13 protein-coding genes are annotated in these 14419 nt (G+C 71.1%); 6 read left to right on the plus strand and 7 right to left on the minus strand.

What is annotated here, in order from left to right; genetic code table 11:
* Positions 1–3 precede the first annotated feature (3 nt).
* Together metH and OV207_RS16945 are read right to left on the minus strand one after the other, a co-directional pair.
* Positions 4–3519 (minus strand): methionine synthase, encoded by a 3516-nt coding sequence (metH, locus tag OV207_RS16940; protein ID WP_267556211.1) that lies wholly within the window; start codon positions 3517–3519, stop codon positions 4–6.
* Positions 3516–4412, minus strand: coding sequence for an ArsR/SmtB family transcription factor (locus OV207_RS16945; protein ID WP_267556212.1), 897 nt, complete (start codon positions 4410–4412; stop codon positions 3516–3518). The genes metH and OV207_RS16945 overlap by 4 nt, the downstream gene beginning before the upstream one ends.
* Positions 4413–4509: 97 nt before the next feature.
* On the opposite strand from OV207_RS16945, the gene OV207_RS16950 reads away from it, so the two are divergent.
* Positions 4510–5388 carry a patatin-like phospholipase family protein gene (locus tag OV207_RS16950; protein WP_267556213.1) on the plus strand — a complete coding sequence of 293 codons (879 nt, stop codon included), beginning with the start codon at positions 4510–4512 and terminating at the stop codon, positions 5386–5388.
* A 125-nt stretch (positions 5389–5513) separates the two neighbouring features.
* Positions 5514–7118 carry a S8 family serine peptidase gene (locus OV207_RS16955; protein ID WP_267556214.1) on the plus strand — a complete coding sequence of 535 codons (1605 nt, stop codon included), beginning with the start codon at positions 5514–5516 and terminating at the stop codon, positions 7116–7118.
* An 84-nt stretch (positions 7119–7202) separates the two neighbouring features.
* Here the strand turns inward: OV207_RS16955 and OV207_RS16960 are convergent, their stop codons facing one another.
* The 3 genes from OV207_RS16960 to OV207_RS16970 form a co-directional block, all read right to left on the minus strand.
* On the minus strand, positions 7203–7646 hold the full coding sequence (locus tag OV207_RS16960) for a CoA-binding protein (protein ID WP_193347718.1): 444 nt from the start codon (positions 7644–7646) through the stop codon (positions 7203–7205).
* The gene (locus OV207_RS16965; protein ID WP_267556466.1) at positions 7643–8509 is read right to left on the minus strand and encodes a hypothetical protein; all 867 of its coding nucleotides are present in this window, start codon (positions 8507–8509) and stop codon (positions 7643–7645) included. Before OV207_RS16965 ends, OV207_RS16960 begins: the two co-directional genes overlap by 4 nt.
* Positions 8510–8641: 132 nt before the next feature.
* Positions 8642–8959: a DUF2795 domain-containing protein gene (locus OV207_RS16970; RefSeq protein WP_193347716.1), complete on the minus strand. Its 318-nt coding sequence runs from the start codon at positions 8957–8959 to the stop codon at positions 8642–8644.
* Positions 8960–9161: 202 nt separating this feature from the next.
* Here OV207_RS16970 and OV207_RS16975 point away from each other — a divergent pair, with 202 nt between their 5' ends.
* The 4 genes from OV207_RS16975 (at position 9162) to OV207_RS16990 (ending at position 12594) form a co-directional block, all read left to right on the plus strand.
* Positions 9162–10766, plus strand: coding sequence for a YiiX/YebB-like N1pC/P60 family cysteine hydrolase (locus tag OV207_RS16975; protein ID WP_267556216.1), 1605 nt, complete (start codon positions 9162–9164; stop codon positions 10764–10766).
* 7 nt (positions 10767–10773) lie between these two features.
* A complete protein-coding gene (locus OV207_RS16980; protein ID WP_193347714.1) occupies positions 10774–11049 on the plus strand; it encodes a hypothetical protein in 276 nt (91 codons plus the stop codon).
* A gap of 84 nt (positions 11050–11133) precedes the next feature.
* Positions 11134–11958, plus strand: coding sequence for a SirB1 family protein (locus tag OV207_RS16985; RefSeq protein WP_193348197.1), 825 nt, complete (start codon positions 11134–11136; stop codon positions 11956–11958).
* A 57-nt stretch (positions 11959–12015) separates the two neighbouring features.
* Positions 12016–12594 (plus strand): NUDIX hydrolase, encoded by a 579-nt coding sequence (locus OV207_RS16990; RefSeq protein ID WP_267556218.1) that lies wholly within the window; start codon positions 12016–12018, stop codon positions 12592–12594.
* Positions 12595–12705: 111 nt separating this feature from the next.
* On the opposite strand, the gene moaC is transcribed toward OV207_RS16990, so the two are convergent.
* Both moaC and OV207_RS17000 read right to left on the minus strand, forming a co-directional pair.
* Positions 12706–13215 carry a cyclic pyranopterin monophosphate synthase MoaC gene (moaC, locus tag OV207_RS16995; protein ID WP_267556219.1) on the minus strand — a complete coding sequence of 170 codons (510 nt, stop codon included), beginning with the start codon at positions 13213–13215 and terminating at the stop codon, positions 12706–12708.
* Positions 13212–14399, minus strand: coding sequence for a trans-sulfuration enzyme family protein (locus OV207_RS17000; protein WP_267556220.1), 1188 nt, complete (start codon positions 14397–14399; stop codon positions 13212–13214). Before OV207_RS17000 ends, moaC begins: the two co-directional genes overlap by 4 nt.
* Positions 14400–14419: the final 20 nt, after the last annotated feature.

Consider the following 14419-nt stretch of genomic DNA (forward strand, 5'->3'; position numbering starts at 1 on the left):
GCATCAAGTCACGGAGAAGTACGTGGCGCCCGGGTGGTGGAAGACGATGGCGGACACGCTCGCCTCCGGCTCCATCATGCAGCCGTCGGTGAGCTGCACGCCGATCTCCTCCGGCTTGAGCGCCGCGAACAGCTTCGTCTGGTCCTCCAGCCGGGGACACGCCGGGTAGCCGAACGAGTAGCGCTTGCCGGTGTACTCCGCGCGGAAGCGCTCCAGCATCGTCATCTCCGCCCGGTCCGGGAAGCCCCACATGCTGCGCAGCTGCGTGTGCAGCAGCTCCGCGTAGCCCTCCGCCGTCTCCAGCGCCAGGGCCTGCACCGCGTGCATCTTGAGGAACTCTCCCTTCGCCTTGAAGCCGTCCGCCAGCTCGCGGATGCCCGAACCCGCGGTGGTGACGAACATGGCCACCGCGTCCACCGGCCTGCCGTTCTCCAGCGGCTTCACGTAGTCGGACAGGCACAGGCCGTTGTCCTTGTCCTGGCGCGGGAAGTCGAAGGTCGTGACGGGCTCGCCCGTGGTGCCGTCGAAGAGGAGCACGCGGTCGCCTTCGCTCGCGGCCTTGTAGAACTGGAACACGGAGCGCGCGTGCATCACGCCGCCCCGCAGCAGCGCCTTCAGCTCCTCCACCGCCTCCTTCAGCGCCAGCGCCTTGCGCCCTTCCTCCGTCTTCGCGAGCTCCGCCTCCGCCGGGGTGCCCAGCGCGCGCGACGACGTGCGCAGGCCCAGGTGGCGGCCGTACAGCATCACCGGGTTGATGAACTTCCAGATGTGGTCCAACGGCGTGTTGGTCAGCACGTGCCGCGCGAAGTCCGGCGCGGGCGGCACCGTGGCCAGCACCGGCACCTCCGTGCTGCGCGGGCGGCGCACCGGGGCGGCGGGCGCGGGGCGCTCCTTCACCTCCTGCGCGAGCTTGAGGCGGCGGGCGGCCAGGTCGTCGCGCAGCTTCGAGTGCGCCCCGGGCTCCACGATCTGCTTCGCCAGCTCCAGGCCGTTCATCGCGTCCTGGGCGTAGGCCACCGTGCCGCCGCCGTAGGCCGGGGCGATGTTGCGGTCCACGAAGTTGCGGCTGAGCGCGGCGCCGCCCACCAGGATGGGCACCTCCACGCCCGCGCGCTTCAGGTCCTCCGCCGTCGCCACCATCTGGTGCGCGCTCTTCACCAGCAGGCCCGACAGCCCGAGGATGTCCGGCTGGTGCTCCTTCACCGCCTTCACCAACTGCTCGGGCGGGACCTTGATGCCCAGGTTCACCACCTGGAAGCCGTTGTTGGCGAGGATGATCTCCACCAGGTTCTTGCCGATGTCGTGCACGTCCCCCTTCACCGTGGCGAGGACGATCTTCCCGCGCGACGCCGCCTGGGTCTTGCTCATGTGCGGCTCCAGGTGGCTCACCGCGGCCTTCATCGACTCCGCGCTCTGGAGCACCTCCGCGACGATGAGCTCGTTGGCCCCGAAGAGGCGGCCCACCTCGTCCATGCCCTTCATCAGCGGCCCGTTGATGATCTCCAGGGGCGGCATCTCCTTCATGGCCAGATCCAGGTCCGCGAACAGGCCGTCGCGCGTGCCCTCCACGATGTAGCGCTGGAGCCGCTCATTCAGCGGCAGGCTGCTCACCTGCGCCCGCGCGGGCTTGCGCTCGCGGAAGTGCGCCGCGAAGGGCGTCACGGGGTCCGTACCCCGGTTGTAGATGAGGTCCTCCGACAGCTTGCGCTCCTCCTCCGGCAGGGACGGGTAGCGCTCCAGCTTCTCCGAGTTGACGAGCGCCATGTCCAGGCCCGCCTGCACGCAGTGGTACAGGAACACGGAGTTGAGCACCTCGCGGCCCGCGGTGGGCAGGCCGAAGGACACGTTGCTGATGCCCAGCACCGTGCGGCACTGCGGGAAGCGCTGCTTGATGAGTCGCACGCCTTCAATGGTCTGCACGCCGCTGCCGGTGTACTGCGCGTCGCCGGAGGCGCACGGGAACACGAGCGGGTCGAAGTACAGGTCCTCCGCCCGCATGCCGTACTTCTTCGTGAGCAGCTCGAAGCTGCGCTCGGCCACCGCCAGCTTGCGCTCGGCGGTGACGGCCATGCCCACCTCGTCGATGCAGCCCACCACCAGCGCCGCGCCGAACGCCCTCGCCAGCGGGACGACCTTCTCGAAGCGCTCCTCGCCGTCCTCCAGGTTGACGGAGTTGATGATGGCCTTGCCCTGGCAGTACGTGAGCGCCATGGCGATGACCTTCTCGTCCGTCGAGTCGATCATCAGCGGCACGCGGACCTTCTTCACGACGACGTCCAGGAACTGGCGCATGTCGTCCAGCTCGTCCCGGTCCGGGTTCGCCAGGCAGATGTCGATGACCTGCGCGGCCCGCCGCACCTGGGCGCGGGCGATTTCGGACGCGTCGTCGAACTGGCCCGCGACGATGAGCTCCTTGAACTTCTTGCTGCCGATGACGTTGGTGCGCTCGCCCACGATGATGGGGCGCTGCTCGTCCGTCACCTCCAGGTAGTCCACGCCGGACAGCGACGAGCGCGGCTTGGGCACCTGCGAGCGCGGCTTCAGCCCCTTCACCATCGCGGCCAGCGCTTCAATGTGGCCCGCGTGCGTGCCGCAACAGCCGCCCACCACGTTGAGCCAGCCGCTGTCACAGAAGCGCTTGAGCGACCGGGCAATCATCTCCGGCGACTCCAGGTACTGGCCGTTCTCGTCCGGCAGGCCCGCGTTGGGCACGCACGACACCGGGAAGCCGCACATCGCGGACAGCGTGCGGATGTGGTCCGTCATGAAGTCGGGGCCCGTGGCGCAGTTGAGCCCCAGGTAGAGCAATTCCGTGTGCTCCAGCGACGTGGCCAGGCTCTCCACGGACTGGCCCGCGAGCATCGTGCCCATGGGCTCGATGGTGCCCGACACCGCCACCGGGATGGCCCAGCCCAGCTTGTGGAACGCCCGGTCGATGCCGATGAGCGCCGCCTTCACGTTGCGCGTGTCCTGCGCCGTCTCCACCAGCAGGTAGTCGGAGCCGCCCAGCGCGAGCCCTTCGGCCTGGAGGGCGAAGTTGTCCACCAGCTCCTCGAAGGTGATGCCGCCCGTGACGCTGATGGCCTTCGTGGTGGGGCCGATGGAGCCCGCCACCCAGCGCATCCGGCCGTCCTTCGCCTCCGCGGCCTTCGCGGCCTTCAGCGCGAGGCGCGACGCGGCGACGTTGATCTCCATCGCCTTGTGCCCCAGGTCGAACTCCGCCAACACCACCGGCGTGCCGCCGAAGCTGTCCGTCTCCGTCACGTCCGCGCCCGCGGCGAAGTACTTCGCGTGGATGCCTTCGATGACGTCCGGGCGCGTGAGGACCAGGTTCTCGTTGCAGCCCTCGTACTCCGGGCCGCCGAAGTCCGCCGCCACCAGGGTGTGGTTCTGCAGCAGCGTGCCCATGGCGCCATCCAGCACCAGGATGCGCTCGCGCATCGCGGCCTTCAGGGCCTCCACGCGCAGGCCGTGGTCCCCGGGAGGCAGCGGCAGGGGGTGGGCAGGATGGCTCGTCATGACGGTTTGACTCCGGTGAGCAGGAAGACGCGGAAGGGACTGGCCCCGTCGCGCGCGTGCGTCTCGCGGGTGAACGACGTGAAGCCGGCCTCGCGAAGGGCCGCTTCCAGGGTTTCGGGCGCGAAGCCCAGGTGCCGGTGTCCCAGCCGCTCCAGCACCCACTTCTCTTCATGGGGCAACAACTCCAGCACCACCAGCCGGCCGCCGGGCTTGAGCAGCCGCGCGGCCTCCGACACCACCGCCGCCGGCGACTCCACGTGGTGCAGGCTCTGCGAAATCACCACCAGGTCCATCCGCCCGCCCGAAAGCGACAGCCGGTGCAGGTCCTCGCGCAGGAAGGTGATGTTGGTGAGCGACTCGCGGGCGGCGTGCGCCCGGGCCTGCGTGAGCGCGTCCTCGCTCTGGTCAATGGCCCAGACGTGCTTCGCCCACCGCGCCAGCGCGCGGCTGAACACGCCCGTGCCGCAGCCGAAGTCCGCCACGTCCAGCGGCGGCAGCAGCGACGCCAGCGCGCCCGCCCACAGGAACCACGACTGGCCGGGCTCCAGCAGCCGCTCGTTGAGCGCCTGCCGGTCCTCCCGGGCGCGCAGCAGGTCGTTGAGCCGGGCGGAGTCCCCCGCCGCGTCCTCCGCCTCGCGCGCCAGGCGCACCAGCGGCCAGCGCGTGTCCTCCGCCTCCAGCGCCAGCGAGTAGTACGTGAAGCCCGCCTGCCGCTCCTCCCGGATGAGCCCCAGGCCCTTGAGCTTCGACAGGTGATGCGACACCGACGACTGCGCCACCCCCACCAGCGACACCAGCTCCGTCACGTTCAATGGCGCCTGGGCCACCAACCGGAGGATGCGCAGCCGCGTCGTGTCCCCCAGGACACGGAAGGATTGGGAGAGAGCGTCCATATCGCCGCATCAACATATATCGATACTCTGACCTTCGCGCCATCCCCCGGCGACGCAATGCGTTGCCTTGGTCACAGCCATCCCGTAAAAATCCGACATGGCGCCCTCCTCCACGCTCCACTCCCTCCTCGAAGGCAAGCGCTTCGGGATGGTCCTCTCCGCGGGCTACTTCGGCTTCTACGGCCACGCGGGCTTCCTCAAGGGCCTGCACGGCGCCGGGCTGAAGCCCCACGCGTACGCGGGCACGTCCGCGGGCGGCATGGTGGCGGCCTACGCGGCGGCCGGCATGCCCATGCACCAGTTGGAGGAGTTGGTGCTGCGCCAGACGCGCGCCAACTTCTGGGACCCGGACCCCATTGGCGCGGTGCTCAACGTGGCGTCCGCGGGGCACGGCTTCACGGGCCTGCTCAAGGGCGAGCGCTTCCGGCGGCTCCTGGAGGACACGCTGCCGGTGCGCTCCTTCGAAGAGACGCCGCACCCGCTGCTGCTCACCGCCGCGAACCTCACCCACGGCACGCACCAGGTCTTCACCACCGGGGAGCTGGCGCCGCGCGTCCACGCCACCTGCGCCTATCCGGGCCTGTTCCGCGCCGTGCCCCTGGACGGCAACCTGTTCTGGGACGGCGGCCTGGTGGACAAGGCGCCGGCGCTGTCGCTGCACGAGAGCGCCATTGGCAAGGACCTGGACGCCATCCTCGTGCACTTCCTGCCCAGCAAGACGCGCAAGGTGGTGGGCGGTCCCATGGCCTATCCGCAGGGGCTCGCCGCCGGGTCCGCCGCGCTGAGGCGCGACCACTTCCGCCTCCAGCTCACCGTGCTCCAGCAGCGCGACGTGCCCGTCTACGTCGTCGTCTCCAACCTGCCCCCCGTCACGCCCGCCACGCTGGAGCGCGGCTTCGACGCGCTGGACCAGGCCCGGCTGTCCGCCGAGCGCGCCCTGGCCCGCCCCCCCGTGCCCTTCGAGCAGAGCACCTGAAACACATCCCCCACGGGTTCAACGGGACGCGAATAAAACACCAGAAAGGTAAAATCTGAATAACAAGACTTGAATGACAGACCGGCATGCGATGTTCGGGGCGCTGTCCATCCCGGAGGAAGTCCATGCTGCTGAAGTCGACGCTGTCCCTGCGCCCCCTGCGTGGCGCGGTCATGGCTGTGTCCCTGCTGGCGTTGGCCCCCGTCGCGGGTGCCGCGCCGAAGCTGGCGCCGCGCGCGCTGGCCCCCAAGCCGACGGGGCGTGAGCTGCCCGCGCGGACCTTCGTGGAGCGCGTGGTGGTGAAGTTCCACGAGGGCAGCCACGTGCGCCTGCGCGACGACGCGCTGCGCGCCCTGGCCTCCGAACGGGACGCCGCCGAGCGCGAGCTGCTGTCGGGCCTGCGCCTGGAGGACGCGCGGGTGGAGGCGGACGTGGCGGAGGTGGCGGCGCTGCTGGAGCGCGCGCCGCGCATCGGCGCGCTGTCGCGCCTGTTCCAGGGCGAGGAGGCGTCGCTGGACGCGAGCAAGCTGTCCGGTGAGGCGCGCAGCGGTCAGCAGCTGGCGGACCTCAACCTGTACTTCGAAGTTCCCCTGCTGCCGGGCACGACGGCGGAGAACGTGGCGGAGCTGGTGGAGGCGCTCAACCGCGTCCCCAGCGTGGAGGCCGCGTACGCGCAGCCGCCCGCGGAGCCGGCGATGGTGAACTTCGGCATGGAGGAGGGGCTGCGCACGCTCCTGGCCGCGGCGGACATCGCGCCCACGACGCCGCTGTACCAGAGCAACCAGGGCTACCTGAACGCGGCGCCCTCCGGCATCAACGCGACGTACGCGTGGACGCAGACCGGCGGCCGGGGCAACAACGTGAAGTTCGTGGACATCGAAGGCGGCTGGCGCACCACGCACGAGGACTTCCCCACGTTCTTCCGCGTGGGCGGCACGCAGTTCAACGACCTGGGCTGGCGCAACCACGGCACCGCGGTGATGGGTGAAATCATCGGCGCGAACAACGGCTACGGCGTGACGGGCATCACCAGCGCGGCGACGCCGGGCGTGGAGGCCATTGGCGCGCAGAGCGCCGCGAGCGCCATCACCAACGCGGCGGCCGCGGTGGGCGCGGGCGGCGTCGTCCTGGTGGAGCTGCACGCGCAGGGCCCCGCGGACGGCACGGCGTGCACGTGCAACGCGGGCCAGTGCAACTACATCGCCATGGAGTACTGGCAGGGTGAGTACGACGCCGTCCGCAACGCCACCGCCAACGGCGTCATCGTCATCGAGGCCGCGGGCAACGGCAGCGCGAACCTGGACGCGGCGGCGTATGGCGGGCGCTTCAACCCGGCCACGCGTGACTCGGGCGCCATCCTGGTGGGCGCGAGCACGGCCACCACCCGCAAGCCCATGTGCTGGACGAACTTCGGCGCGCGCGTGAACGTGCACGCCTGGGGCGAGTCCGTCGTCACCACCGGCTACGGTGACCGCTTCGGCGGCGCCTACGGCGAGGACCAGTTCTACACGTCCACCTTCAGCGGCACCTCCAGCGCGTCGCCCATCGTCGTGGGCGCCGCCATCAGCGCGCAGGGCGTGGCGCGCGCCAACGGCCGGCTGCTGACGTCCGTGCAGATGCGCGGCCTGCTGCGCAACAACGGCACCGCCCAGGCCGCCGACGCGCGCCAGATTGGCCCGCTGCCGGACCTGGCGAAGGCGCTGCCGAAGGTCATCTCCGGCAACTACTGAGACACCGCGCCCCTTCGGCGCGGACGGGCCCTCCGGACCTTCGGGTGCGGGGGGCCTTCGTCCGTCCAGGGGACGCCCGGCGGCTCAGCGTCCGCTGTAGCGGCGGTGATCCACCATCAGGCAGCGGTCCTGCACCACGCGGATGCCCGCCGCGGCCAGCTTCTTCGCCGCCTCGTCGTTGCGGATGCCGGACTGGAACCACACCGCCTTGGGCTTCTTCGCGAGGATGTCGTCCACGTGCTGGTCGATGTCGCCCGGCCGGCGGAACACGTCCACGAGGTCGATGTCGCCCGGGATGTCCACGAGCCGCCGGTACACCGGCTTGCCCAGTATCTGCTTCACGTCCGGGTAGTAGACGGGCACCGGCACCACGTCCACGCCCGCCTTGGCCAGGTACTCCGGCACGTAGAACGCGGGCTGCCCGGAGTGGTCCTCCGTCTTGATGCCCAGCACCGCCACCCGCAGCGCGTCCTGCACCACGCGCTTCACGCCCGCCTCGTCCTCGATGAGGTTGTCCCCGTGGCTCATGTTCCCTGCTCCTGAAGCGTCTCCGCTTGTGATTCGGTGGTGAGCGTCACGCTCGCGCCATCCACCACCGCGTGGACCTTCAACAGGCGGCGCACCGGCACGAACCGGCCCCATGCGACCACCTGCTCTCCTTCACACATCACGCCCTCCAGCAGCGCGGGCGACCCGGCCTCCTCCCAGGTGGACCGCAGCTCCGCGGGCGCGTCGTCCGGCAGCGCGTCCAGGCACCGGAGCGACAGCACCACCGCGTCACCGAACGTCGTGGGCCGCGTGCCCCGCACCGTTCGCTCCAGCAGGTAGGCCCGCTCCACGCCGCCCACGTCGATGACGTCCACGGCCCAGGTGCGCTGGCCCTCCACCAGGTTGCGCTGCAGCAGCCCGCCGTACTTGGCCTCCCACTCGCGGCGCGTGCGCGCCTCCAGCGCGTCCGGCGTGAAGAAGCGCTCCAGTTCCGGCAGCCCCGAACCCTCCGGCGCCACCTGCCGCAGCGCCTCCTGCGCGGCCTCCGCGCCCACGAGCTTCACGAAGGTGCCGTCCGCCGCCAGTTGCAGGCGCAGGGTGAAGCGCTCCAGCACCGCGCCGGGCAGCGACTCCACGTCCTGGCCGTCGTGCACGAAGCGGGGCGTGCGAACCCCCTGGGCCACGCGCCACCCGCCGTCGGCCGGGGTGAAGCGCGTCAGGGTGGTGAACTCGGCCAGGTCCTGGACCTCCGGCACGCCCTCGCGCTGGAGGGTGCGGGTGGCGCGCACGGACTCGGTGAGGAGGCGATCCACGGGGGGCTTGAAGTCCAGGCGCACCGGGGGCGGCAGCCCCGGCGCGGGGTTGAGCGGCGGATACCGGGACGAGCACCCGGCGCCAAGCATCAGCACGAAACAGCACCACAGGGGACCAGGACGCATGCGCTCGCGAACGCTGGCAGAAAGCCAGGGCGCCCGCGAGCGTCTTGCGCCGTCCCAGGAGCGTGTGTCGTGGGGAAGCAGGGCTGCCGGACACTGCTACGGGTGACGCGTCTGTCCCTCCGGGGCCCCCTCCACGCGGTCGCGCCCGATGTTGCTCCGGTCCCGGTTCACGCCGTCGTCGTCCTTCAGCCCGCCCATGGCGAAGCGTCGCTCCGCTTCCGCCAGGTCGCGCAGCACGTGCTCGCGCAGCATGTACTCCTTCTGCGGCAGGGACTTGAAGACGTTGATGATGTCGACCGGGGCGCCACTGTCCTCCGCCGCCTCGACGAGATCCTCTCGCGTCGCCGGATAATCCACGGAGTCCAGATGCGGGGTGATGGAGCGCGCCGGATCCTCCGCCTGTCCGTAAGCCATCGTGCCTTCCACCTTTCTCTGCCCGGGCCTTCGGGCCCGGACGACGTCCAGGGAACAAGGTGGGGATGGCGCCAGCGCCGGGCCACCCTTGGGGCCGACACCACCTCCGACGCCGGGAGGGCCAGGGAGCGGCCGTCTTGTCCGGGACCGCTTCGGGGTAGAGTCCGTCCGCGCCAACGCCCGCCGGAGTGAACCCCTCCTGATGTCCGCCGCCCCCCTGCTCATCGTCTGGCTCACGCTCGCCAGCCCCCCGGCCGACCCGCCGTCCGCCGCCCCCGTCCCCACCGCCGCGCCCCAGGCCCCCCGCGACGTGTACGCGCTGGATGACGCCGCGTTCGTCGCCCAGGCGCGGCGCGACCTGGAGACGCTGCGCCACGCCACCGAGGGCCTGCGCCGCCTGCGCGCCGAGGCCCTGCGCTCGCGCGAGCTGTACCGCAGGAAGCAGAGCGTGCCGTACACCCCGGACGAGAAGCAGTTGCTGGTGTCCACCTGGGCCGCCTTCTTCGACTGCTTCGTGTCCGCGGAGGTGGTCCGCCAGCGCTACTGGGACTTCCTCAAGGTGCCGTCCCTCACCCAGCCGAAGAAGCACGCCTGGGGCTTCCTGCTGACCCACGGCGCGCTCGCCGCAGAGCTGTCACAGGGGTTGCAGTACGCGGACCTCGCCGGTGGACAGGCGCAGTTGGAGGTGCTGCTGGACGAGTCCGTCCCTGAATACGGCCTGCCCCCGCGCGCCTTCGCCCGCTTCAAGGAGAAGGTCCTGCACGTGGGCACGTCCACGCAGCTGTTCACCGGGGATGGCTACCGCGCGACGCTGCACCCCGTGCTCGCGAAGGCCGGCGTGCTGGACGAGCCGGGCGTCCCCGCGCTCTACCAGGCGATGCGCGCGGACAGCCAGGCCGCGCGCTCCCGGCTGCTCAAGCGCGGCCCGGTGATGTTCGCCCGGGCCGTGGCGGACCTCACCCAGGACACCACCGCGAGGGCGGTGTTCCCGGTGCAGAAGACCGTGGCCGAGTGGATGGGCGACACGCGCGTGCGCCGCGCGGGCAAGCCCCTCATCGCGCGCGAGCAGGCGCTGAAGCTGCTGGAGAAGATGGCGCCGGGGGACGTGCTGGTGGCGCGGCAGAACTGGTTCCTCTCCAACATCGGCCTGCCGGGCTTCTGGCCGCACGCGGAGCTCTACGTGGGCACGCCGGAGGACCTGGCCCTGGCGTTCGACGCGGATCCGCAGGTGAAGGCGTGGGTGGCCACCCTGCCCGGCCAGCCCCAGACGTTCACCGGGCACCTGGCCCGGGCCTTCCCCGCCAAGTGGGCCGAGTACACCGGCAAGGACGCCCACGGGGATCCGCTGCGCATCATTGAGTCCATCAGCGAGGGCGTGAGCTTCACCGGCGTGGAGCATGGCATGCGCGTGGACTACCTGGGCGTGCTGCGCCCGCGCGTGTCCCCGCTGGACAAGGCCCGCGCCATCCTGCGCGCCTTCACCTTCCAGGGCCGCCCGTATGACTTCAACTTCGACTTCTTCTCCGACCAGACGCTGGTGTGCACGGAGCTCGTCTGGAAGGCGTATGCGCCCGCGAAGGACATGAAGGGGTTGGACATCCCCCTGGTGAGCGTGGCCGGACGGCGCACCCTGCCGGCGAACGAGATTGTCCGCGTCTTCGACGCCGAGTACGGCACCCCCACCCGCCAGTTCGACTTCGTCGCCTTCCTGGACGGTCGGGAGGCCCAGGGCGACGCCATCGAAGCGAACGCCGAGTCCTTCCGTTACACCTACCGTCGCATGAAGTGGGACATCGCCCAGGAGTAGGCACACCATGACGGAAGACACGGCGAACCAGCTGCTGGAGCTGGCCAACGCCCTCTATGAGCGGATGATCGCCCAGCAGCAGGCGAAGGTGCTGCGCCTGGCGCGCGAGGCGGTGCCCAACATCGGGCCGGAGGAGATGCGCAACCCGCATGACTTCCCCCAGTTGAAGGAGCACCCCTCCTTCGAGTTCGAGGATGGAATCCTGGCCGGACTGATTTCGGCGCAGATGGCGCTGCGGGCGGAGATCAAAGGACGCCTGCCTGCCAGGCCCCCGGTTGCCTGACGCTCGGCTGCCTGCCTTTGCCGTAGGACCTTCCGTGGGTTACTGGTGCGCACCGTGAGCTTTCCCTCTGGATTCGGCCCGCCGCTGGCACGCGAGCGGCTGGTGTCTTCCCTGGCCGCGGATCCCCCGCGGCTGGACCTGGCGGCCCTGGCCATCGCCACGCTGGGGCGGGTGGACCTGGATGCCCCGGCGTGTCTGCACACGCTGGACGCGCTCGCGTGCCGGGTGCAGGTGGAGGCCGAGCGGCTCAGCGAGAAGGGCGAGGCCCTGGCCTCCCTGCGCGCCCTGCGCCACGTGCTGGCGGACATCGAGGGCTTCCGGGGCAACGAGGACGACTACCACGCCCCGGACAACAGCTTCCTGGACCGGGTGCTGGAGCGGAAGGTGGGCCTGCCGATAACCCTGTCGGTGCTCTACCTGGAGGTCGCGCGCCGCGCGGGCATCCCGCTGTACGGCGTCCCCTTCCCCGGCCACTTCCTGGTGGCGTGCGACGCGGGCGACCACAAGCTGGTGATGGATCCGTTCCACCACGGCGACATCCTCACCGAGCACGGCTGCGAGGAGCTGCTCAAGCGCGTGGCGCCGCAGCTCAAGTTCGACCGCTCGATGCTGGCGCCCGCGCCCGTGGAGCTCATCGCCTACCGGATGCTGTCCAACCTGCGCCGCGTGTACCTGGGGCGCGAGGACAGCGAGCACGGGCTGGCGGTGGTGGACCTGCTGCTGCTGCTGGCGCCGGACCACCCGGGGGAGCTGCGCACGCGGGCCGCGCTGCTCACGACGATGGGGGCCTTCCGCGCGGCGCTCAAGGACGTGGAGCGCTGCCTGGAGCTGTCCCCGGACGCGCCGGACCGGGAGCGGCTGGAGATGTCCGCGCGCGAATTGCGCGAACGGGCGGCCCTGCTCAACTGAAGCACGCCGTGAACGCAGCACCCCTGGCCCTGGAGCCGCTGGAAGGAAAGCCACACGATGTCGTCCGCCTCCGAACCGAAAGCGCCGAGTCTGAAGCCCTGGTTGCGCCTGCGCCGGGGGCTGGAGCACGACTTCGGCGTGGTGAAGGTGCGCGAGGACCGGGTGGTGGATCCGCGCACGCAGCAGGAGCACCCGCGCGTGCGGATGGAGTGCGCGGACTGGGTGAACGTCATCGCGGTGACGAAGCAGGACGAGCTGGTGATGGTGCGCCAGTTCCGCTTCGGCATCGACGCGCCGACGCTGGAGGTGCCCGGAGGCTGCATCGACGAAGGCGAGGACCCGGCGGTCGCCGCCGCGCGCGAGCTGGAAGAGGAGACGGGCTACCGTGCCGGGCGGCTGGAGGCGCTGGGCGCGGTACACCCCAACCCGGCCTTCCAGCCCAACCGGTGCCACACGTTCCTGGCGCTCGACTGCGAGCGCGTGAGCGACGGGCACCCGGATGATGGCGAGGACATCGCCGTGGAGCTGCACCCGCGCGCGGACGTGCCCCGGCTCATCCTGGAGGGGCACATCACGCACTCGCTGGTGGTGGTGGCGTTCTTCCTGGAGCGGCTGCGCGCGGAAGGCCGGCGGTAGCAGTCCAACCGGAGCCTCCGCGCAGGGAAGGCTGGCGATAGCAGTCAACGCTGGAGCCGCCGCCGCGCGGGGGCACGGCGTCACCGCGTCCTTCCCCAGGCAGGCCCGACGTCAGCGCGCGGAGCGAGGCCTGGACGTCTTGCGACGGGACTTCGTGGGGACGGGCTTCTCCACCGGCGCGGCTTCCGCCTCGCGCTCCCACGTGCCCGAGCGGCCCCCGGACTTGTGGTCCAGTTGCACGGCCTCGATGACCATGCCGCGGTCCACGCTCTTGCACATGTCATAGACGGTGAGCGCCGCCGCGCACGCGGCCGTGAGCGCCTCCATCTCTACGCCCGTGCGGTCCACCGTCTTCACCCGCACGCGCACGTCCAACCCCTCCGCCACGGGCGTGAGCGTCACCTCCACGCCCGCGAGCGCGATGGGGTGGCACAGGGGCACGAAGTCCGGCGTGCGCTTGGCGGCCATGATGCCCGCGAGCCGCGCCGCCGCGAGCACGTCCCCCTTCTCCACCTTGCCCGCGAGGATGCGCTCACGCGTCGCGGGCAGCATCCGCAGGCGCGCCGTGGCCACCGCCACGCGCTCCGTCTTCGGCTTGTCGCCGACGTCCACCATCTTCACCGGCCGGCCCCCTTCGCCACCGCGGCGAGCAGGTCGTCCGCCACGTCGTCCGGGTCTTCCAACCCCACGGACACGCGGATGAGGTTGTCGCGGATGCCCGCGTGGGCCCGCTCCTCGGGCGTCATCCGGCGGGCGCTGGCGCTGGCCGCGTGCATCACCAGCGTGCCCACGTCCCCCAGCGACGGCCCGGGCTTGCACACCCGCAGCGCCTCCAGGAACCGGTCGCCCTCCTTCTGGCCCGCGCCCCGGACTTCAAACGCCACCATGGGCCCGAAGCCCCCCTCCAGCACCCGGCCCGCCACCGCGTGGTCCGGATGGGACGCGAGGCCCGGGTAGATGACCCGCTCCAGCAGCGGCGAATCCGACAGCCGCTTCGCGACGTGCGCCGCGTGCTCGTTGTGGGCCTTCATGCGGACGGGCAGCGTCCTCAAGCCGCGCAGGGTGAGCCACGCCTCGAAGGGGCCCAGCACGTCCCCCGACAGCACGCGCGCCGAACGCAGCGGATCCATCCGCGCCTTCGAGCCGCTCACCGTGCCGCCCAGCGCGTCGCTGTGGCCGTTGAGCCACTTGCTGGTGGACTGCACCGCGTAGTCCGCGCCCAGCTCCAGCGCGCGCTGGCCGAAGGGGGATGGGAACGTCGCGTCCACCGCGAACACAGCCCCCGCGTCGCGGCTCGCCTGCGCGAGCGCGCGGATGTCCGGCACGCGCAGCAGCGGGTTGGAGATGCTCTCCGCCAGCACCATGCGCGGGCGCCACTCCCGGATGCGCGAAGGCGCCCCCGGGTCCGTCTGATTCAGGGGCCGCAGCTCCACCCCCCAGCGGGCGCACAGGTTCTTGTAGAGGAAGCGCGTGACGCCGTAGCCATCCGTGGGCATCACCAGCACGTCCCCGGCCTTCCACGGCTGCGCGTCGAAGAGCGAGCGCAGCGCGGCCATGCCGCTGGCGTACGCGACGCACGCCTCCGCGCCCTCCAGCGCCGCCACCGCCTCCTCCAGCAGCGCCGCGTTGGGCGCGCTGATGCGGCCGTAGGCGTAGTCCTTGCCGTCCAGCGCGTCCGACAGGTCGTCGCTGCTGTCGAACCAGTTCACCGCCGCCGGGAAGATGGGCGGCATGACGGGCACGGCCTTGCTCCCGGTGAGCCGGGAGCCCGCGTGCACCGCCACCGTCTTCTGCTTCGTGCTCATGGACGTGTCGTCTCGCTGGA

It is taken from the genome of Corallococcus sp. BB11-1 (genome assembly GCF_026626625.1).
Classification (GTDB): Bacteria; Myxococcota; Myxococcia; order Myxococcales; family Myxococcaceae; genus Corallococcus; species Corallococcus soli.